The sequence below is a fragment of the Mycolicibacterium setense genome (assembly GCF_000805385.1).
Lineage (GTDB): Bacteria > Actinomycetota > Actinomycetes > Mycobacteriales > Mycobacteriaceae > Mycobacterium > Mycobacterium setense.
In genome coordinates this window covers 245,910-267,120 of sequence record NZ_JTJW01000005.1, presented here as the reverse complement: position 1 = coordinate 267,120, position 21,211 = coordinate 245,910, and the positions used below count along the sequence as shown (strand labels likewise).

Here is a 21,211-nt window from a genome sequence, read left to right as displayed (position 1 = left end):
AAGCCCGAACCAGAAAGCAGAGACCCACCGTGCTCACGCGTTTCCCCCACATTCGACTGATCCTCGTCGCCGGTGCCGCCGCCGCTGCGCTGACCTTGGCGGCCTGCGGCTCCGAAAGCTCGGACACCAGTACGCCCAGCGCCACCGCGGGACAGTCCGGGGTCAACGTCGAGGTCGGCAACACCATCAATTACATGTCGGTCGGGACCACGACGGACATCGACTGCGCCGACGGCAAGTCCCTCACGGTCGGTGGCACCAACAACACGCTGACGGTCAAGGGCACCTGCGCCAATGTGAACATCGGCGGATCCGACAACAAGATCACGTTCGAGCGGATCGACAAGGGGCTCACCATCATCGGGCTGAACAACACCGTCACCTACGCCGCGGGCGACCCGAAGGTCACCAACACCGGCAGCAACAACAAGGTGAACAAGGGCTAGCTGGCGCTGGCTCCGTGCCTGCCCGCACCCGCCGCGAACCGTCCGGCACCGTGGGCGGCCTCGTGTTTGACCCGATCGATGCTGGCGAACTCGAATTCCATTGCGGCCTGCTCGGATTCGCCCCATTGGTGCAGCGCCGAAAGGCGGTCGGCCCGCATACATTCTTGAGGTAGCTTCGCCAGTTCGGCGGCGAGTTCCTCAGCATGCCGGCGCGCTTGGCCCTTGGGCACCACCCGGTTGGCCAGGCCGATCGCGTGCGCTTCGGTCGCCTCGACCGCACGTCCGGTCAGGATCAGGTCCATCGCCCGGCTCTGCCCGATCAGCCGGGGCAGTCGCACGGTGCCACCGTCGATCAGCGGCACTCCCCAGCGACGGCAGAACACGCCCATCACCGCGTCCTCCTCGACCACCCGCAGGTCACACCACAGCGCCAGTTCCAATCCGCCGGCCACCGCATGGCCACTGACCGCGGCGATCACCGGCTTGGACAACACCATTCGGCTCGGCCCCATCGGTCCGGGGCCCGCCGGATCCAGCCGGTTCATCTCCGGGGTGCCGAAGGCCTTCAGGTCGGCGCCCGCACAAAAGGTTCCGCCGTCGCCGGCCAGCACCGCGACCGCGGCGTCCTCATCGGCGTCGAATTGCTCGAACGCGGCATAGAGCGCCGCGGCAGTCGGGCCGTCGACGGCGTTGCGGGCGTGTGGCCGGTCGATGATGACCGTGGTCACCGGGCCGTTGCGCTCGACCCGTACAGCTTCGGTCATGTCGCCTCCATGAGTTGGGTATCGTCGCGCCGCACGACGAGTTCGGCGGCGAAATCGTTGTACGCCTTGCGCAATTCGTCACCCGGCCAGTTGTCCGGCAGCAGCTCGTCGGGCAGCACCGGGTCCGCCAGCAGATGACGCACGATACCGGCGGCCGCCACGAACCGTCCCGGGATGTCGTTCGCGGCGCCGATCTCTGCCAGAAGCTCCTCACCCGAGCGTCGCCAGCCGGGCAGGTCCCACAGCATGGCGGCCAGGCCGGCCGGGTCCTGGTCGCGGGAGCGCAGCACCCGCACCCGGTCGGTGATCTCCTGCGGCAACGCCTGATCGAGATTGTCCGGACGCATCCACACCCCCTCGCGCAGTTCACCGAACCGGTGCTGCTGCAATGTGTTCCGCAGCGAAGCCCGGGTGCGGGCATCGGTACCGACACTGGTGATGACGAGCGTCAACCACTGACCGTCGTACTCGCGCAGCCGCGGATCGATCGCATCGTCCTGCCGGCGCTGGCGGGTCAGCAGCCGGTCCGACAACCGGTACCCATCCTCGGAGCGGACCAGGTCACCGGCGCCAACCATGCGGGTCAAGGCCACCCGCAGAGTCGGCTCTTTGATGTCGAAATCGGCTGTCAGCCTGACCAGTTCGGCGGCACTCGCCCAGGCCGGATGGGCGCCGAGCAGCACGCTCAGCACCACCGACCTGGCCGTCATCCGCTTCAGCACGGGCATGTCACACCTCGGAAGACCTGCGCCCGTAGTCGCCCATCGGCTCGTCGCGGTGACGCACCGCCTCGCGGAAGCCGTGTTCAACCGCATCGGCCACGAAGGCGTGCCCTTCTGGAGTGTGCCGCGCGATGCCGTCGAACACGGTGCTCACCATCCGACTGGTCGCCACCCCCTGCTGCAGCAGCGCGGAGTTACAGGCCAGTTTGGCCATGATGAGTTGGTTGACGGGCATGGCGGCGATGCGCGCGACGAGTCGTTCGGTGCGCTCATCCAAATCCTGAGGCTCAGGAGCCTCGACGGCCAGCCCCCATTCGGCGGCCTGAGCGCCGGTGATGCAATCCCCGGTGAACAGAAGGCGTTTGGCGCGTTGGTCGCCCAGCCGGTGCGCCCACAGGCCGGCAGCCGGAACTCCCCACACCCGCATGGGCGGGTAACCGATCTTGGCGTCGGCAGCCGCGATCACCTGGTCGGCGTGCAGCGCGATGTCGGTGCCACCGGCCACACAGTAACCGTGGATCTTGACCACGGTCGGCTTGTCGGCATGCATGAGGCTGGAGAAGCCGCGCACGAACCGGCTCATCATCTGGTAGTCCACCATCGGATCCCACGGTTGGTCCGGGAGATGGTTCACCGCTTGGGTTTTCCCGGACAGCACCGTCCCGTCGTAGCGGCCTCCCCCGGCCTCGCCCGTGCCGTCGGCGTAGGCGGACAGGTCGAAACCCGCACAGAACCCCTGACCGCGGCCGGATACCAGGATCACGTGAACATTGGGATCCAGGTCCGCACGCTCGACCAGGGCCTGCAGCTCCAGCGGGGTGTCGGCGACGATCGAGTTGCCTTTTTCGGGACGATTGAAGGTGATTCGTGCGATCCGGTCGGTGACCTCATAGGTCATCGTCTTGAGCGTTTCAACGCTCATGCGCTCACCTCCCACCGCGAGCAGACACAAACTCGCACAAAATGACCCTGAAATGTGCGAGTTTGTGTCTGCTCGGCGAAAGAACTCATCCCTTGACCAGCGCCCGCTCGATGATCGGCGCCAGGTCCAGTCCGGTGGGCAGTGTTCCGAACGCCTGACCCCACTGGCCGCCGAGCCGACTGGCCAGGAAGGCCTCGGCCACCGCCGGGTGACCGTGACGCACCAGCAGCGCGCCCTGCAGGGCCAGCGAAATGTCCTCGGCGACCTTGCGACCGCGGTACTGGATGGTCTCCATGTCCTGCAGGTCGGTCTGCAGCCTGGCGACGTGGCGGTCCAATCGCGGGTCCTGTCCAGCGGTCTTGGAGAGTTCGTCGAAGAGCACCTCGACGCTTTCGGGCCGGGTTGCCATGGCGCGCAGGGTATCCAGCGCGCTGACATTGCCCGAGCCCTCCCAGATGCCCATCAGCGGAGCTTCCCGGTACAGGCGGGGCATGCCCGAATCCTCGACATAGCCGTTGCCGCCCAGGCATTCCATCGCCTCGGCGGCATGCGGCGTTGCCCGCTTGCACACCCAGTACTTGCCCGCAGCAAGGCCGATACGGCGCAGCAGCGCCTCACGCTCGTCACCGCGGACCGCCTTGTCGGTGGCACCGGCCATCCGCATCGCCAGCATGGTCGCCGCCTCGGCCTCCACGGCCAGGTCAGCAAGCACGTTGCGCATCAGCGGCTGATCGATCAGGTAGGCGCCGAACGCCTTCCGGTGCTGCGCGTGGTGCACGGCGCGGGCCAGGCCGCTGCGCATGCTCGTGGCGCTGCCCAGCGTGCAGTCGAGTCGAGTGAGGTTGACCATCTCGATGATGGTCGGCACGCCGCGCCCCTCCTCGCCCACCAGCCAGGCGGTGGCACCGTCGTACTCGACTTCGCTGGAGGCGTTGGCGTGGTTGCCGAGCTTGTCCTTGAGCCGCTGCAGGAACATCCGGTTGCGGCTGCCGTCGGGCAGGATGCGCGGCAGGAAGAAGCAGCTCAGACCACCGGGCGCCTGGGCGAGAACCAGGAAGATGTCACCCATCGGGGCCGAGGTGAACCACTTGTGGCCGCGCAGCGAGTAGGTGCCGTCGCCGTTGGGGGTGGCTTCGGTGGTGCCGGCCCGGACGTCGGAGCCGCCCTGCTTCTCGGTCATCGACATGCCCGCGGTGATACCGGCTTTCGTCGTCGCGAGCTTGAGTTCAGGGTCGTATACCCGGCTGGTCAGCAGCGGCTCGTAGATCGCGGCCAGCTCCGGGTTGAACCGCAGTGCGGGCACCACGGCGTACGTCATCGAGATCGGACAGACATGTCCGGGTTCGACGGTCCACACCGACATCTTGGCGGCGCGCACCACGTGCGAGCCCTCACGGTCGTCGGCCCACGGTGCGGCGTGCAGGCCGTGGGTGACGGCGACGTTCATCAGCTCGTGATAGGCCGGGTCGTATTCGACCTCGTCGATCCGGTAGCCGTAGCGATCGTGGGTATGCAGCACCGGCCGGTTGCGGTCGGCCAGCTCACCCCAGCGCTGGGCCCGCGCGCTCCCGTTGATGGCGCCGAGTTCGTGGACCTCGTCGACGCCCCACTGTCCGCCTTCGCGGATGAGGGCTTCGGCGAGTACCGGCGAGGTGGCGGGGTTGTAGTCCTGCAGCGTGGGGACCTGATTGGTGACGACGTGTGTATCGACCATGTCCACAGTGTTACAAATTTCCGACAACCGCACAATACTTGTAATGGGCGTCGGCACTCAGGCCGGATCGAGTTCGGCTACTGCGGCCGGCAGCGTGTCGCTGTCATCGGACCGCGCCGACGACCTGCGCGCTTCATAGCGATTGAGCGCAAACAGCACCACGGCCGCCAACATCCAGCCGAGCAGGATGTCCACCACATAGTGCTCGGCGGTGTAGACCAGCGTGAAGGCCATGATGAGTGGATAGGCCACCAACAACGGCCGCCACCCGCGGCTCACCCGGTGCCACAGGAACACCGCGACCGCCGCGGTGAGCCCCGCATGCAGCGACGGTATTGCCGCGACGAGGTTCACGCTGGCCTGCCCCTGATCGATCAACGCCGTCGCGGTATGCAGATTGAGATTGCCCCAGCCGCGGGTGACGATCCGTTCGATCCAGTCGTGGGCGCCGTCGCGACTGCCCTGCATGGCGCCGAGCAATCCTCCGTCGACCGCCTCGCGCGCCGACCGGAACATGCACCCGGGCCCGGACGGGCCACCGTCGACGTCATCGGCGGTGCACCGCGCCGCGGCCCACGGCGGAGCGGCAGGCAGCAGAGCGTAGATGACCAGGGCCGCGAACGAGAGTCCGACGAACAAGCGGACGAACCGCTTCCACTCCTCCCGGTCACGCAGCCACAGCACGCCTGCGACGACGTACGGAAGGATGAAGAACGACATGTACACCGTGCTGATCACGACTTCCCACCACGGCGGGTGCAGCTGCTTCAACCGCTCCTGCAACCACACCGTGGGCACCGTGCCGAAGAACATCCAGCGATCCGCGTCGACCTGCCAGTGCCACATCGTGGGCCGGCCGACCAGGGTTGCCGCGCCACGGCTGAGATCGTAGGCGGCAAGCACCACGGCGAACGGCAGCCAGTCGCGGATGACATAGAGCATCCGTCGGCCCTGACCGATGCTCGCGGCCAGCAGGCCGGTGGCGATGTAGAGCAGCAAAAGCTCACGGTTGAACGCGAAGCCGTCGGTCACGGTGCGGTAGATGACCACGGCGGCCCACACCAGGATCGCCGTATAGCGCAGCGTGCGCAGCCGTCGGGCGCGGCTGTCGCTACCCGACTGCGCTGGTGCTTCATCGGTTACCGAGTCGTCAACCGCGGTCACACAACCGACGTTAGTTCACCTACGCGTCACGGTGCCGTTGAAAACGGTTCAGGTTGCCGAACGTGTCAGCCGGCGTGTTCGCGCAGGAATGCGATGTCGTCCTTGCGGCCGGCCTCGGCGGTCTCGCAGATCACCGGAGCGTCGGCCGCCTTGACCACGGCCGCCAGCAACTGCGGATCGATCTGGCCGGCGCCGAAATTGGCGTGGCGGTCGGCGCCGGAGCCGGCCGCGTCGCGCGAGTCGTTGCAGTGCACCAGGTCGATGCGCCCGGTGATGGCCTTGATCCGGTCGACCGCGTCGATCAACGCCTCCCCCGCCGCCCAGGCATGGCAGGTATCGAGACAGAAGCCAATTCCCTTGTCCCCGATGCGATCCCACAACCTGGCGATGGTGTCGAAATGCCGAGCCATGGCGTGATCACCGCCCGCAGTGTTCTCCAGGTACACCGGTACATCGGTGTTGAGCGCATCCAGGGCCTTGACCCAACGCTCGAACCCGGCGTCCATGTCGTTGTCGTCGGCGTGGCCGCCGTGCACGATCACCGCGGTCGCGCCGATCTCGGCAGCAGCGTCGCACGTGTCCTGCAGGATCTTGCGGGACGGGATGCGCACCCGGTTGTTGGCCGAGGCCACGTTGATCAGGTACGGCGCATGCACGTACAGCGGCACAGTCGACGCCTTGAGCACCTCGGCGTCCTCGCGAGGCTTGGGCTTTTTCCAGCTCTGCGGGTTGCCGAGGAAGAACTGCACCACGTCGGCGCCGTCTGCGGCGGCTGCGGCCAATGGGTCGGTGTTGTCTACATGCGAACCGATGAGCACGCCGCCAAGTCTAGTGAGGCTCGGTGACAGCCCTCCGCCGAGCAGACGCGTACACCCCCTATTCGGACTGGAAATGGGGGTGTACGCGTCTGCTCAGCCGGCGAGTGGAGGCCGCTCCAGGTGGCCGAAGATCCGGCTGACCAACTCGCGTGGCTGCTTCCGCACGTCGTCGACAACAATCGGGATACTGGTCCAACCGCATTCCTGGAGCCGGGCGGTTTTGGTCCGGTCATGCTTGAGCGCCTCCGGACTCGCGTGCCAGTCCATGCTCTCGTATTCTGCGACGACCATTGCATCGAGCCAGGCGAAGTCGACCCGCCACAGCTTTCCCTGCCGATCAATGATCTCGTACTGCAGTTCAGGTAGCGGCAATCCACCGTCGATGAACACCAGCCGGGCTTCACTTTCCATCGGTGATTCGGCGCGCCCGTCGGCAACCTCGATCAATTCGCGGACCTTGACGATTCCGCGGCGCCCCTTCTGCTCGTCTACCGCTGCGGCAAGCTCGACAGGCGAACAGCACCCCGTACGAAGCGCAGCATCGAGTACCGCAAGAGCACGTGGGCGGCGGAGTGTCCTGGCGATCTCGACGGCTGTCCACGCCGGTGCTGTGACCAATCGACCGTCAATCTTCTTGAGCGGAGCGCCAATTCGCTGATGCACCATCAGGTCAACCGATGGCCGCACCCGCACCCCGGGATCAAGAATGTGCAGGCGTCCATCCGTCTCCGTGTCGAAGCCATACAGCTGGGCGGCGGTATGCATGCACGCCACGATGTGCTGTCCCAACGCGAGATCCAGCGCGGCAAGCCTCGCCGACACGTCGGGCGGATTCAACGCATACACACCGCGGCGAACGCGAATGAGTCTCCCGGCTCGAACGGCGACCTCTAATGCCTTGGGCGATAGAACTGCCAGCAGTTGTCGAGTCGTGGCCACACCGCCGTTTGCGATGAATAGGTCGTGTGCGGCGTCGAGTGCCATGCATTGCATGCTTACCGCTGAGCAGGCCCGGCGAAAGCCCCATGTCGCCAAGCTGTGGATAACCTTGGCGAAGAGACGCGAAAACCCCTAAAATCCGGAGATTTTGGGGGTTTTGGCGTCTGCTCGCGCAGAGAGACTGATTAGCGGTAGTCCGAGTATCCGTAATCGTCCAGCGGCACCGCAGCACCGGTGGCCGCACCGAAGTCCGGGCTGTAGTACTGATCCTCGTAGGACGGGATCGTGTACGCCGCAGCGCGGGCCTCTTCGGTCGGCTGCACCTGGATGTCGCGGTAACGGGCGATGCCGGTACCGGCCGGGATCAGCTTGCCGATGATCACGTTTTCCTTCAGACCCTGCAGCTTGTCGCTGCGGCAGTTGATCGCCGCATCGGTCAGCACGCGGGTGGTCTCCTGGAACGACGCCGCCGACAGCCACGAATCCGTGGCCAGCGATGCCTTGGTGATACCCATCAGCACCGGGCGTCCGGCCGCGGGCTCGCCACCCTCGGCCACGACGCGACGGTTCTCGGTCTCGAACTCGGCCCGCTCGGTGAGCGAACCGGGCAGGAACTCCGTCGCACCCGAATCGATGATCGTGACGCGACGCAGCATCTGCCGGACGATGACCTCGATGTGCTTGTCGTGGATCGACACGCCCTGGGCCCGGTAGACCTCCTGGACCTCCTTGACGAGGTGGATCTGCACCTCGCGGGGGCCCTGGACACGCAGAACCTCGTGTGGATCCGCGGAGCCTTCCATGAGCTGGTCGCCGACCTCGACGTGGTCACCGTCGGAGAGCACGCCTTCGGAGCCGTCCTCGTGGGTGATCACGCGCAGCCGCTGACGCTTGGAGAGCTTGTCGTAGACAACTTCCTCGCCGCCATCGTCGGGGACGATGGTGATCTTGAAGAACTTGTCGCTCTCCTCCAGCCGGACCCGGCCCGCGACGTCGGCGATGGGCGCCTTGTTGCGCGGGATACGAGCCTCGAACAGCTCCTGCACGCGAGGCAGACCACCGACGATGTCGGCGCCACCGGTAACACCACCCTGGTGGAAGGTACGCATGGTCAGCTGGGTACCAGGCTCACCGATGGACTGGGCGGCGACGATGCCGACGGCCTCGCCGATGTCGACCAGCTTGCCGGTGGCCATCGAGCGGCCGTAGCACTTGGCACACACACCGGACGCCGAGGCGCAGGTCAGCACGGAGCGGACCTTCACCTGGGAGATACCGGCAGCCAGCAGCGCGTCGATGGCCGGGTCACCCAGGTCATGGCCGCGCTCGATGACGACGTTGCCCTTGTCATCGACCGCATCGGTGGCCAGCGTCCGGGCGAACGCCGAGGTCTCGACGTGCGCATCGCGGATCAGCGAACCGTCCGCAGCGCGCTCGGCCAGCGTGACGATGATGCCGCGCTCGGTCTCGCAGTCGTTCTCGCGAACGATGACGTCCTGCGAGACGTCCACCAGACGACGGGTCAGGTAACCCGAGTCGGCGGTACGCAGAGCGGTGTCGGCCAGACCCTTACGAGCACCGTGGGTGTTGATGAAGTACTCCAACACCGTCAGGCCCTCACGGAACGAGGACTTGATCGGGCGCGGGATGAACTCACCCTTCGGGTTCGTCACCAGGCCCTTCATGCCTGCCAGGGTGCGGGTCTGGGTGAGGTTACCCGTGGCGCCCGACTTCACGATCGTGATGATCGGGTTGTCCGCGGGGTAGTACTCCTCCAGCGCCTTACCCACCTCTTCGGTGGCGTCCTGCCAGATCTTGACCAGGGACTCGTTGCGCTCGTTGTGGTTCAGCGCGCCGCGCTGGTACTTGCGCTCGATCGCCTCGGCCTCGGCCTCGTGCCGCTCCAGGATCTCCTGCTTCTGCGGCGGCACCAGAACGTCGGCCATCGAGACCGTGACACCCGAACGGGTGGCCCAGTGGAAGCCGGCGTCCTTGAGCTTGTCGACGGTCTGCGCCACCACGATCATCGGGAAGCGCTCGGCCAGATCGTTGATGATCCGGGCCTGGACCTTCTTGTGCATCTGCTCGTTGACGAACGGATAGCTCTTGGGCAGCAGCTCGTTGAAGAGCACCCGGCCCAGCGTGGTGTCCGCGGTCCAGGCATCGCCCGGCTTCCAGCCGTTCTCGAAAAGTGCAGCCTCGATGTCGGCCGGCGGACGCGCATCGGTCAGCCGCACCTTGATCTTGGCGCGCACTGACAGGGCACCACGGTCGAGCGCCATGATGGCCTCGGCCGGTGAGCTGTACACGCCCTGCTCCGGCTGGTCCTTGGCGGCCGGCACGTACTCGCCGGTGTCGCCGGGAACCTCGGTGGTCAGGAAGTACAGACCGGTCACCATGTCCAGACGCGGCATGGCCAACGGCTTGCCCGACGCCGGGGACAGGATGTTGTTCGAGGACAGCATCAGGATGCGAGCCTCGGCCTGCGCCTCCGCGGACAGCGGAAGGTGCACGGCCATCTGGTCACCGTCGAAGTCGGCGTTGAACGCCTCACACACCAGCGGGTGCAGCTGGATGGCCTTGCCTTCCACCAGCTGCGGCTCGAAGGCCTGGATACCCAGGCGGTGCAGCGTAGGTGCACGGTTCAGCAGCACCGGGTGCTCGGCGATGACCTCTTCGAGGACATCCCACACCTGGGGACGCTGACGCTCCACCATGCGCTTGGCGCTCTTGATGTTCTGCGCGTGGTTCAGGTCGACCAGACGCTTCATCACGAACGGCTTGAACAGTTCCAGAGCCATCAGCTTGGGCAGACCGCACTGGTGCAGCTTGAGCTGCGGACCGACCACGATGACCGAACGGCCCGAGTAGTCGACACGCTTACCCAACAGGTTCTGACGGAAGCGGCCCTGCTTGCCCTTGAGCAGATCGGACAGCGACTTGAGCGGACGGTTGCCCGGCCCGGTGACGGGCCGACCACGACGGCCGTTGTCGAACAGCGCGTCCACCGACTCCTGAAGCATGCGCTTCTCGTTGTTGACGATGATCTCGGGCGCACCCAGATCGATCAGTCGCTTGAGCCGGTTGTTGCGGTTGATCACGCGGCGGTACAGGTCGTTCAGGTCGGAGGTGGCGAAACGGCCACCGTCGAGCTGAACCATCGGACGCAGCTCCGGCGGGATCACCGGGACGGCGTCGAGCACCATGCCCAGCGGGGAGTTGCCCGACTGCTGGAAGGCCGCGACGACCTTGAGGCGCTTGAGGGCGCGCAGCTTCTTCTGGCCCTTGCCGCTGCGGATGGTCTCGCGCAGGTTCTCGGCCTCGGCCTCGATGTCGAAGTTCTCGATGAGCTTCTTGATCGACTCCGCGCCCATGGCGCCGGTGAAGTACTCGCCGTAGCGGTCCTGCAGCTCGCGGTAGAGCACCTCGTCGACGATCAGCTGCTTGGGAGCCAGCTTGGTGAAGGTGGTCCAGATCTCGTCGAGCCGGTCCAGCTCGCGCTGGGCCCGGTCGCGGAGCTGACGCATCTCACGCTCGCCGCCGTCGCGCACCTTGCGGCGCACGTCGGACTTGGCACCCTCGGCTTCGAGCTCCGCCAGATCGGCCTCGAGCTTCTGGGCCCGGGACTCCAGATCGGAGTCGCGCTGATCCTCGACGGCCTTCTTCTCGACGACCATCTCGGCTTCGAGCGTGGACAGCTCGTTGTGCCGCATCTCGGTGTCGACCGAGGTGATCACGTAGGCCGCGAAGTAGATGATCTTTTCCAGATCCTTCGGGGCCAGGTCGAGCAGGTAGCCCAACCGCGACGGAACACCCTTGAAGTACCAGATGTGCGTGACGGGTGCGGCCAGCTCGATGTGGCCCATGCGCTCACGACGCACCTTGGCGCGAGTCACCTCGACGCCGCAGCGCTCACAGATGATGCCCTTGAAGCGGACGCGCTTGTACTTGCCGCAGTAGCACTCCCAGTCGCGAGTCGGTCCGAAGATCTTCTCGCAGAACAGGCCGTCCTTCTCCGGCTTCAGCGTGCGGTAGTTGATGGTCTCCGGCTTCTTGACCTCGCCGAAGGACCAGTTGCGGATGTCGTCCGCGGTCGCGAGACCGATGCGGAGTTCATCGAAGAAGTTGACGTCTAGCACGTAACTCCCTTTCCCCTTGCGGGACTAGAAAAATTCGGACGAGATCTACGCAAGATCTTCCACAGAAGCGGACTCGTTGCGGGACAGGTTGATTCCGAGGTTGGCAGCAGCGCGCTCCAGGTCCTCGTCGTCGCCGTCACGCATTTCGATTGCCGCGCCGTCGCTGGAGAGCACCTCAACGTTGAGGCACAGCGACTGCAGCTCCTTGAGAAGCACCTTGAACGACTCCGGAATACCGGGTTCGGGGATGTTCTCGCCCTTCACGATCGCCTCGTACACCTTGACCCGGCCGACGGTGTCGTCGGACTTGATGGTCAGCAGTTCCTGCAGGGTGTAGGCGGCACCGTAGGCCTGCATGGCCCAACATTCCATCTCACCGAATCGCTGGCCACCGAACTGCGCCTTACCGCCCAGCGGCTGCTGGGTGATCATCGAGTACGGGCCGGTGGAACGAGCGTGGATCTTGTCGTCCACCAGGTGGTGCAGCTTCAGCATGTACATGTAGCCGACCGTCACCGGGTACGGGAACGGTTCGCCACTGCGGCCGTCGAACAGGGTCGCCTTGCCGTCCTCGTTGACCATGACGTCGCCGTCGCGGTTGGGCAACGTCGAGGCGAGCAGGCCGGCCAGCTCCTCTTCGCGGGCACCGTCGAAGACCGGGGTGCTCACGATGCTGTCGACCGGAGCCGAGTACAGCTGCTCGGGCAATTTGCTCGCCCACTCAGGCGTTCCCTCGGCCACGTTGATGTTCCAACCGGCCTTGGCCACCCACCCGAGGTGGGTTTCCAGGATCTGGCCGATGTTCATACGACGCGGCACACCGTGGGTGTTCAGGATGATGTCCACCGGGGTGCCATCGGGCAGGAACGGCATGTCCTCGATAGGCAGGATCTTGCCGATGACGCCCTTGTTGCCGTGGCGTCCGGCGAGCTTGTCGCCGTCGGAGATCTTGCGCTTCTGGGCCACGTACACGCGGACCAGCTCGTTGACGCCGGCCGGCAGCTCGTCGTCGTCCTCACGAGAGAACACGCGGATGCCGATGACCTTGCCGGACTCACCGTGGGGCACCTTGAGCGACGTGTCGCGAACCTCGCGGGCCTTCTCACCGAAGATGGCACGCAGCAGGCGCTCTTCCGGCGTCAGCTCGGTCTCGCCCTTCGGCGTGACCTTGCCGACCAGGATGTCGCCGTCGCGGACCTCGGCGCCGATGCGGACGATGCCGCGCTCGTCGAGATCGGCCAGCACCTCGTCGGAGACGTTCGGGATGTCCCGGGTGATCTCCTCGGCGCCCAGCTTGGTGTCGCGGGCATCGATCTCGTGCTCTTCGATGTGAATCGAGGTGAGCACGTCCTCCTCAACCAGGCGGTTGCTGAGGATGATCGCGTCCTCGTAGTTGTGGCCTTCCCACGGCATGATCGCCACGAGCAGGTTCTTGCCCAGGGCCATCTCACCGTTCTCGGTGCACGGACCGTCGGCGACGACCTGACCGGCCTCGACACGCTGCCCGGCATCCACGATCGGACGCTGGTTGGCACAGGTGCCGTGGTTGGAACGCGCGAACTTGCGCATCCGGTAGGTGTGCCGGGTGCCGTCGTCGGCCATCACGGTGATGTAGTCGGCCGAGACCTCCTCGACGACGCCCGCCTTGTCCGAGACCACGACATCGCCCGCGTCGATCGCGGCACGCAACTCCATGCCGGTACCGACCAGTGGTGCCTCGCTGCGTACCAGCGGAACCGCCTGGCGCTGCATGTTGGCACCCATCAGGGCGCGGTTGGCGTCGTCGTGCTCGAGGAACGGGATCATGGCGGTCGCGACCGACACCATCTGGCGCGGCGAGACGTCCATGTAATCCACGTCGGACGGAGCCACGTTCTCGACCTCGCCGCCCTTACGGCGGACCATCACGCGGTCTTCGGTGAAGCTGCCGTCGGCGGCGATCGGCGAGTTGGCCTGCGCCACGACGTGGCGGTCCTCCTCGTCGGCGGTCAGGTAGTCGACCTGATCGGTGACGACGCCATCGGTGACCTTGCGGTACGGCGTCTCGATGAAGCCGAACGGGTTGACCCGGGCGTACACCGACAGCGAGCCGATCAGACCGATGTTCGGACCCTCAGGGGTCTCGATCGGGCACATGCGGCCGTAGTGGCTGGAGTGCACGTCGCGGACCTCAAGGCCGGCACGCTCACGGGACAGACCACCGGGGCCCAGCGCCGACAGGCGACGCTTGTGGGTCAGACCCGACAGCGGGTTGTTCTGGTCCATGAACTGCGACAGCTGGCTGGTCCCGAAGAACTCCTTGATCGCCGCCACGACGGGACGGATGTTGATCAGGGTCTGCGGGGTGATCGCCTCGACGTCCTGGGTGGTCATGCGCTCACGCACGACCCGCTCCATGCGGGACAGGCCGACCCGGATCTGGTTCTGGATCAGCTCGCCCACGGTGCGCAGACGACGGTTGCCGAAGTGGTCGATGTCGTCGACCTCGACGGGAACCTCGACGCCGCCGGGAACCGTCATCGAGGTCTGGCCCTCGTGCAGACGCACCAGGTACTCGATGGTGGCGACGACGTCTTCCTCGGTCAGGGTCGAGGACGTGATCGGCTGGCCGGCGTTCAGGCCCAGCTTCTTGTTGACCTTGTAGCGGCCGACGCGGGCCAGGTCGTAGCGCTTCTCCTTGAAGAACAGGTTCTCCAGCAGGGTCTGCGCGGACTCCTTGGTCGGCGGCTCGCCCGGACGCAGCTTGCGGTAGATGTCCAGCAGCGCCTCGTCGGGACCAGCGGTGCTGTCCTTCTCGAGGGTGCCCATCATGATCTCGGAGAAGCCGAAGCGCTCCACGATCTGCTCGTTGGTCCAGCCCAGCGCCTTCAGCAGCACGGTGACCGGCTGGCGACGCTTGCGGTCGATACGGACGCCGACGGTGTCGCGCTTGTCGACGTCGAACTCCAGCCACGCACCGCGGCCGGGGATCACCTTGACGCTGTGCAGCGTCTTCTCGGTGGACTTGTCGATGCTCTCGTCGAAGTACACACCGGGTGAACGCACCAGCTGGCTCACCACGACACGCTCAGTGCCGTTGATGATGAAGGTGCCCTTCTCGGTCATCATCGGGAAATCACCCATGAAGACCGTCTGGCTCTTGATCTCGCCGGTGTTGTTGTTGATGAACTCGGCCGTGACGAACAGCGGGGCCGCGTACGTCATGTCCTTGTCTTTGCACTCGTCGACCGGCGCCTTGACCTCATCGAAGCGCGGGTCGGAGAAGCTCAGCGACATCGAGCCGGAGAAATCCTCGATCGGCGAGAGCTCTTCGAGCACCTCTTCGAGACCGCCCTTGGGGTCGGTTTCGCCGCGATCGACGGCCTTCTGGCGCCATCCGTCCGCTCCGACGAGCCAATCGAAGGAATCGGTCTGAACGTCGAGTAGCCCCGGAACCTCAAGTGGTTCACGGAGCTTGGCAAATGAAACTCGGTTCGGTGCTCCTGGGACGGAGTTATTGGTGTTAGCGTTCGCTGTGCTCTGGCTAGAGACTGCCAAGATGCATCCTTCCAGCACCTCATGCGACTTTTGAAAAGGCCAGCAAGAGCCGTCCTTCTTGGCCGCGATTCTGCGTCGGTTCGGCTGACTGTTTCCTACTTCAGCTCGTCCAGAACCCCATACGCACGGCACAAGGACTAGGTGCTGAGCAACGCTCAGGCTAGAACTACGATGTGCAGGTCAGGTGAGAATGGGCAGGATGCAGCCAGCGCAACGTCCAACGATAGCGCACGTCCGCCAGTTATTCAACGAGCAATCCTCGACCACCACATATCCGCTGCGTGAATTGAGTCACCTGGCGCTGGCTGGCGTCCCTGAACCCTTCACACATGCTGCCCAACAGATTGGCCTGTCCATGGCCTTCCGTCAAGAGGTGACGCGCGGTTTGGTGCGCCGAACCCTCCCCTGATCTGCAACTCCTGCAAACGCTCGGCCCAGCTATACCTGCGCTGAACCGAAACGAGCGAACAGCCCCGACGCGACCTGCGGCGGGACGAGCTGCTCCGGGATGATCAGCCCCGTTGCGGGACCCCGCGCCGAAATATGAAATACGTGGTCAGCGCACCAGATGCGGTCGACGGCGCCCCACTTCAAAATCTGCAAATGGCCGCCGAGGCGTACCCCGATCTGCTGAGGCCCGAACTCGGCAGCGATCGGGGCTCCGGGTGGAACCAACTGACGGAATTTCATCGGCGTCGCGACGCACGCCACGTACGCGACCGCACCAACAGCCGCGACAAGCACGCCAGCGGCGCTGAGCACCGAAGACGCGGTCAGTTCCCCGTCGTCCTCGACATAGGAATAGCAGATCATGACCAGCGGAATGAGAACCGCGAGCGCCAACGCAATCCGCGTCCCCGTGCTGCGCCGGACCGCTGCGCCCAGTTGGCCGGCCAAACCGGCGTCGGCAACGTCCGCGGTGCGGGTCACCCCATCCGGACCCGCGCTCTGCGTCGCACCGGGCGCCGCCCGCTGCGGAGACGACGGATTCACCCGGCGGCGCTGCTTGAAGGTGGACAGCAGGTCGGCCGCGATGTCAGGCGGTACCAACTCGGCAGGGATGAGTAACTCGATGCCACCGACCCCCTGAATCACAAGGACCGAGGCAACGCGCCGGACCCGAAGCACCTGGTCGAGGTAGAGCGCGGTGAAGTGCTCCAACCAGCCGATGCCGATGGCCTCCCGCCTGAACTCGGACCACATGGGAGTGCCGGCAGGCAGCTTGAGCGCCCAGCTCCGCGGCGCCGCGAGGTACATCAGGGCGAGGCCGAACAGCACCAAGCTCCCGACACCCATGACGACAACAAACGCCAGGCCGTAGAGGAAATACTGGAGATTCTCGCCAGGGAACGACTCACCTGCGGAGAGAACGACGACCACGGGAACGACCACGAGCACCAAGACCATCACCGCCCACATCCAGCGCTTGGAGAGGTATTCGGCGCGCGCCAACTGGCCGATCATGCGTGAATGCGCGATGCCGTGTGCCCGGATCACGCCACCGGGCAACTGCTCGAAGCGCACGGCCTGACCGGACTGCGGGTGCATGGCGACTCCTGCTGTCTGTGACCTGATCTACGACACAAATCAGGCCGGACCCGAAGGTCCGGCCTGATGTGGTGAAACTCAGCTCTGGTGAGGAACCTCGATGGCTCCGGTCGGGGCGTCGTCCTCGACCGGGCGCTGGTGGCGCGCGGTGGGCTCGTCGCCGAACTGGTGCACCGGCAGCTTGTGCGTGCCCTCGAGGTCGTCGAGGATCGCGGCCTGCGCGGCCGGCGGGAGCGTGTGCAGGATCTCGCGCACGCGGGCCTGACGCCGTCCGACAGCCTTGCGTTCCGGCATACCGGGAGTCGCCATCAGCTGCGGCGGCACGCCCTCGATCTCCTCGACACCGCCGTCGTGCTGGCCGGCCTCGATCATGGCCTGCTCGGCGGCCGCGGTCGCCTCGTCCTTCTCCTCGGACATACCGATGGGGCCGATGCGGCGACCGTTGAGGAACTGCTTGACAACGGGCTCTTCGCTGGTCAGCAGCACCTCGCGGGGGCCGAACATGACCAGCTGCTTGCGGAACAGCATGCCGATGTTGTCGGGCACGGTGCGGGCGATGTTGATGTTGTGCGTCACGATCAGCACCGTCGCGTCGATCTGCGCGTTGATGTCGATCAGCAGCTGGGACAGGTAGGCGGTACGCACCGGGTCCAGACCCGAGTCCGGCTCGTCGCACAGGATGATCTTCGGGTCGAGCACCAAAGCACGGGCCAGACCGGCACGCTTGCGCATACCGCCGGAGATCTCGCCGGGGAACTTGTGGCCGTCATTGGGCATACCGACCAGGTCGAGCTTCTCCATGACGATGTTGCGGATTTCGCTCTCGCTCTTCTTCGTGTGCTCGCGCAACGGGAAGGCGGTGTTGTCATAGATATTCATCGAGCCGAACAGCGCGCCGTCCTGGAACAGCACGCCGAACAGGGTGCGGATCTCGTAGAGCTCTTTGGCCGAGCACTCGAGGATGTTGGTGCCGTCGATGACGATCGAGCCGCGCTCGGGGCGCAGCAGGCCGATCAGGGACTTCAGGAACACCGATTTACCGGTACCCGACGGGCCCAGCAACACGCTGACCTCGCCCTCGGGAACCGTCAACGTGACGTCTTCCCAAATCTTTGACGATCCGAAAGATTTGCTCAGCCCCGTCACATCGATCTGGACGCCCATAAAGATCCTTCCGCCTACGGCTCACCCCGCCACCTGCTGCGGCCTGTGGCTTGAGTCACCATAGCGCACGCGGCACCGCCCACACATGCTTGTCTCCCAATAACTGGAAGTACCCGGGGCGTGGCCGAACCAATCCCGCTCATACAAGCAAAGAACCCCCGAATCCGTGGGGATTCGGGGGTTCTTGCGGTCCGGTTGGGACTACTTGACGGTGACGCTGGCGCCGGCGGCCTCGAGCTTGGCCTTGGCGTCCTCGGCGGCCTCCTTGGTGACCTTCTCCAGCAGCGGCTTGGGAGCGCCGTCGACCAGATCCTTGGCTTCCTTCAGGCCCAGGCCGGAGACGATCTCGCGGACGACCTTGATGACGCCGATCTTCTTGTCGCCGGCACCTTCGAGGATGACGTCGAATTCCGACTGCTCCTCGGCGGCCTCGGCGGCGGCCGGGGCGGCACCCGCGGCGGCAACGGCGACCGGAGCGGCAGCGGTGACCTCGAAGACCTCTTCGAACTGCTTCACGAACTCAGAGAGCTCCAGCAGGGTCATTTCCTTGAACGCGTCGAGCAGTTCGTCAGTGGACAGCTTGGCCATGTTTATGGTCCTTCCTGATTTTTCTTACAGATGTTGGGTGGTTTGTGCGATTGCGGTTGAGCAGCGGTTCAAGCGAAGCAGCTGCTACGCAGCTTCTTCTGCAGCCTTCTTCTCCTGCAGCGCCGCGGCGAGGCGGGCAACCTGAGAAGCGGGAGCGTTGAACAGACCGGCGGCCTTGGACAGGTTGCCCTTCATGGCACCTGCCAGCTTGGCGAGCAGAACCTCGCGCGACTCGAGGTCGGCGATCTTCTCGACGTCGGCGACGGACAGCGCTTTGCCGTCCATGTAGCCGCCCTTGATGACGAGCGCCTTGTTGTCCTTGGCGAACTTCTTGATCGCCTTGGCGGCGTCAACCGGCTCACCCTGGACGAACGCGATCGCCGTGGGACCGGCGAACAGCTCGTCGAGACCTTCAATGCCGGCTTCGGACGCAGCGCGCTTCACCAGAGTGTTCTTGGCGACGGTGTACGAGGCGGAGTCGCCGAGGGAACGACGCAGCTCAGCCAGGTTCGCCACAGTCAGCCCGCGGTACTCGGTGACGACGGTGGCCGTCGACGCCTTGAACTGCTCAGCAATGTCGGCAACCGCCGTGGCTTTGTCAGCCTTGGCCATGCATGCCTCCTTGTGGTGGGTATCGGGCGTCCCGCCTCGAACCGCCAATCGGACGAACAATCAGGTCCGGAAATGACGAACGCCCCGACGCAGACAGGTCGGGGCGCAGATATACCCAGCACGAAACTGGTCTAGCCTCGTCCTCCTGCGTGGGCCGCCCGGGTACTCCCGGGACCTTCAACCGATTGCCGAGCTACCTGCGCTTCGCGCAAGCGGCCCATCGGTGACCGACGGTCTTCGGTGGAACTCGACCAGAGTAGCCGAGCACCCACCGATCAGCCAAAACGTCTGCGTCCAGCTTTGCCCTTCTGCACCTTTTTCGCTGCGTCAGCGTGCGCCCGCAACGACCAGCAGCACGAATGCCGCCGCCAGTAATGCCACCCGCAGCCAGTGCAGCCGGTCCCAGCGTCGGGCCAGCTCATGGAACTGATCAGGGTTCTCATCACCGTCCTCAGCACGGTTCTCATCACCGCCGAATCCCGCCGCGACGCGGTTGTTGATCGGCACCAGCGTGGTGACGGACAGAAGCATGACCAGACCCATCAGCACCACCGCCGTGATGAGCAACGGCCCCGCACTCCACGCCGCGGCGCCGATCAACAGCGCGATCGCCCCCGCGTACCAGAACGGCATCACCGTGCCGAGGATCCCTGCGCCGGTGCCGCGGGCCTGCCGGTAGGCGGCGTCGGGCAGTCGCCTCAGGATCGGGTTGGTGAAAGCGGCGACGCCGAACTCGACGCCGAGAAGCGGTCCGGTGATGATCACGGCGAGAATTTGCACGATTTCGTTCACACCATCGACCCTGGTCAGTACGCTGCCAAAAAACAAGGTACTGACAAATTAGTCAGCATGCGGAAGGTCGGAACCATGGCGGTTTCCAAGAAAGAGGTCGGCGACTGCCCGATCGACGCGACCCTGTCGGTCATCGACGGGCGCTGGAAGGGCACCATCCTGTGGCGGTTGGCGGACGGGCCGATGCGCACCGCTGAACTCCGCCGCAGCATCCCCGACATCACCGAACGCATGCTCATCCGCCATCTGCATGATCTGGTCGACGCCGGGATCATCGACCGCCACGACGCGGGCACCGTGCCACCATGCGTGCATTACTCGATCTCCGAGTACGGCATGACGCTGGCGCCCGTGCTGGAGGCGCTGTGCGCATGGGGCCGCACCCACATGGCGATCCAGCAGCAGAAGCCGAGGCACCCGGCGCGGCGACAACCTCAGGCGCGCACCAGCGCCGCCGCGCCGACCAGACCGGCGTCCCCGCCGAGTTCGGCCGGCACCACCCGAAGCCCGCGCAGGAAGTCCAGCCCGGCGTAGTCGGCCAGCGCCGCGCGCAGCGGGTCGAACAGCAGTGCCCCGGACTTGGCGACTCCTCCGCCGATCACCACCAGGTCCAGGTCGCACACTGCGCCCACCGAGGCGATCATCGCGGCCACCGCGCGGGCGCCGCGATCAAATGTCTTGACGGCCAATTCATCTCCGTGATTCGCCGCATCGCCGAGCGCCTTGGCATCGGTTCCGTCCCATCCGTGCCGTCGGGCCCACCGAACCATGCTCGGGCCTGACGCGATGGTCTCGACACAGCCGTGTCCGCCGCAGGTACACAACTCACCGCCGTCGGGGTCGACGACCACATGGCCGACGTGGCCGGCGTTGCCGGTGCGGCCGTCATACGGTGCGCCGTCGAGCACCAGGCCGCCACCGACCCCGGTCGACACCACCATGCCGAGCAGGAACTGCGCATCCCGGCCGGCACCGCACCACTGCTCCCCCAGCGCCATACACAGCCCGTCGCCGCCGAGTCGCACCGGCAGACGGGTCGCGCCGGCGATCCGCTCGACAATCGGAAAGTCTTGCCACTCAACGATGTTGATGGGGCTCACGGTGCCGTTGGGCAGGTCGATCGGCCCGGCGGAAGCAACGCCGACGGCAGTCGCGCGCCCGTCCGCGATCCGCATGGCCTCAGCGAGCAACTTCTCGACGACGGCCCACACCGCCTCGCCGTCACCATCCGGGGTCGGCAGCTGGGCCCGATGGACCAGGCGTCCGGCATGATCGACCACGCCCGCGGCGATCTTGGTACCGCCGACGTCGACCGCGACTGTCAGGGTTTCCGGTGCCATGC

The 21,211-nt window shown here is 65.6% G+C and carries 17 protein-coding genes; 2 read left to right on the top strand and 15 right to left on the bottom strand.

The window, feature by feature from the left end:
• Positions 1-29 precede the first annotated feature (29 nt).
• Entirely contained in the window at positions 30-446 is a 417-nt protein-coding gene (locus QQ25_RS07490; protein WP_234706043.1) for a DUF3060 domain-containing protein, read from the top strand.
• Here the strand turns inward: QQ25_RS07490 and QQ25_RS07485 are convergent.
• The 14 genes from QQ25_RS07485 to QQ25_RS07420 all read right to left on the bottom strand — a co-directional run bounded on the left by QQ25_RS07485 (position 443) and on the right by QQ25_RS07420 (position 19,869).
• The gene (locus tag QQ25_RS07485) at positions 443-1,210 is read right to left on the bottom strand and encodes a crotonase/enoyl-CoA hydratase family protein (protein WP_039378112.1); all 768 of its coding nucleotides are present in this window, start codon (positions 1,208-1,210) and stop codon (positions 443-445) included. The genes QQ25_RS07490 and QQ25_RS07485 overlap by 4 nt on opposite strands.
• A complete protein-coding gene (locus QQ25_RS07480) occupies positions 1,207-1,938 on the bottom strand; it encodes a PaaX family transcriptional regulator C-terminal domain-containing protein (protein ID WP_039378111.1) in 732 nt (243 codons plus the stop codon). Before QQ25_RS07480 ends, QQ25_RS07485 begins: the two co-directional genes overlap by 4 nt.
• A gap of 1 nt (position 1,939) precedes the next feature.
• Positions 1,940-2,854, bottom strand: a complete 915-nt coding sequence (locus tag QQ25_RS07475) for a crotonase/enoyl-CoA hydratase family protein (protein WP_039315405.1) — start codon at positions 2,852-2,854, stop codon at positions 1,940-1,942.
• An 85-nt stretch (positions 2,855-2,939) separates the two neighbouring features.
• Positions 2,940-4,568: an acyl-CoA dehydrogenase family protein gene (locus QQ25_RS07470; protein ID WP_039378109.1), complete on the bottom strand. Its 1,629-nt coding sequence runs from the start codon at positions 4,566-4,568 to the stop codon at positions 2,940-2,942.
• Between the two features lie 57 nt (positions 4,569-4,625).
• The gene (locus QQ25_RS07465) at positions 4,626-5,732 is read right to left on the bottom strand and encodes a phosphatase PAP2 family protein (RefSeq protein WP_039378108.1); all 1,107 of its coding nucleotides are present in this window, start codon (positions 5,730-5,732) and stop codon (positions 4,626-4,628) included.
• 65 nt (positions 5,733-5,797) lie between these two features.
• Positions 5,798-6,550 (bottom strand): deoxyribonuclease IV, encoded by a 753-nt coding sequence (locus tag QQ25_RS07460; protein WP_039315396.1) that lies wholly within the window; start codon positions 6,548-6,550, stop codon positions 5,798-5,800.
• A 93-nt stretch (positions 6,551-6,643) separates the two neighbouring features.
• Positions 6,644-7,534, bottom strand: a complete 891-nt coding sequence (locus QQ25_RS07455) for a type IV toxin-antitoxin system AbiEi family antitoxin domain-containing protein (RefSeq protein WP_110797595.1) — start codon at positions 7,532-7,534, stop codon at positions 6,644-6,646.
• A gap of 140 nt (positions 7,535-7,674) precedes the next feature.
• On the bottom strand, positions 7,675-11,628 hold the full coding sequence (locus QQ25_RS07450) for a DNA-directed RNA polymerase subunit beta' (protein ID WP_039315393.1): 3,954 nt from the start codon (positions 11,626-11,628) through the stop codon (positions 7,675-7,677).
• A 45-nt stretch (positions 11,629-11,673) separates the two neighbouring features.
• On the bottom strand, positions 11,674-15,183 hold the full coding sequence (gene rpoB, locus QQ25_RS07445; RefSeq protein WP_039315390.1) for a DNA-directed RNA polymerase subunit beta: 3,510 nt from the start codon (positions 15,181-15,183) through the stop codon (positions 11,674-11,676).
• A 420-nt stretch (positions 15,184-15,603) separates the two neighbouring features.
• Entirely contained in the window at positions 15,604-16,713 is a 1,110-nt protein-coding gene (locus QQ25_RS07440) for a hypothetical protein (RefSeq protein WP_039378106.1), read from the bottom strand.
• Positions 16,714-16,791: 78 nt separating this feature from the next.
• Positions 16,792-17,877, bottom strand: a complete 1,086-nt coding sequence (locus QQ25_RS07435; RefSeq protein ID WP_039378105.1) for an ABC transporter ATP-binding protein — start codon at positions 17,875-17,877, stop codon at positions 16,792-16,794.
• Positions 17,878-18,078: 201 nt separating this feature from the next.
• On the bottom strand, positions 18,079-18,465 hold the full coding sequence (rplL, locus tag QQ25_RS07430; protein WP_039315382.1) for a 50S ribosomal protein L7/L12: 387 nt from the start codon (positions 18,463-18,465) through the stop codon (positions 18,079-18,081).
• An 84-nt stretch (positions 18,466-18,549) separates the two neighbouring features.
• On the bottom strand, positions 18,550-19,077 hold the full coding sequence (gene rplJ / locus QQ25_RS07425; RefSeq protein WP_029106809.1) for a 50S ribosomal protein L10: 528 nt from the start codon (positions 19,075-19,077) through the stop codon (positions 18,550-18,552).
• A 327-nt stretch (positions 19,078-19,404) separates the two neighbouring features.
• Entirely contained in the window at positions 19,405-19,869 is a 465-nt protein-coding gene (locus tag QQ25_RS07420; RefSeq protein WP_039378103.1) for an anthrone oxygenase family protein, read from the bottom strand.
• A 75-nt stretch (positions 19,870-19,944) separates the two neighbouring features.
• Between QQ25_RS07420 and QQ25_RS30080 the strand changes: the two genes are divergently transcribed.
• Complete coding sequence (locus QQ25_RS30080; RefSeq protein WP_101906330.1) at positions 19,945-20,403, top strand: winged helix-turn-helix transcriptional regulator; 459 nt, start codon at positions 19,945-19,947, stop codon at positions 20,401-20,403.
• Here QQ25_RS30080 and QQ25_RS07410 read toward each other — a convergent pair.
• Entirely contained in the window at positions 20,304-21,209 is a 906-nt protein-coding gene (locus QQ25_RS07410; protein WP_039378102.1) for an ROK family protein, read from the bottom strand. The genes QQ25_RS30080 and QQ25_RS07410 overlap by 100 nt on opposite strands.
• Positions 21,210-21,211: the final 2 nt, after the last annotated feature.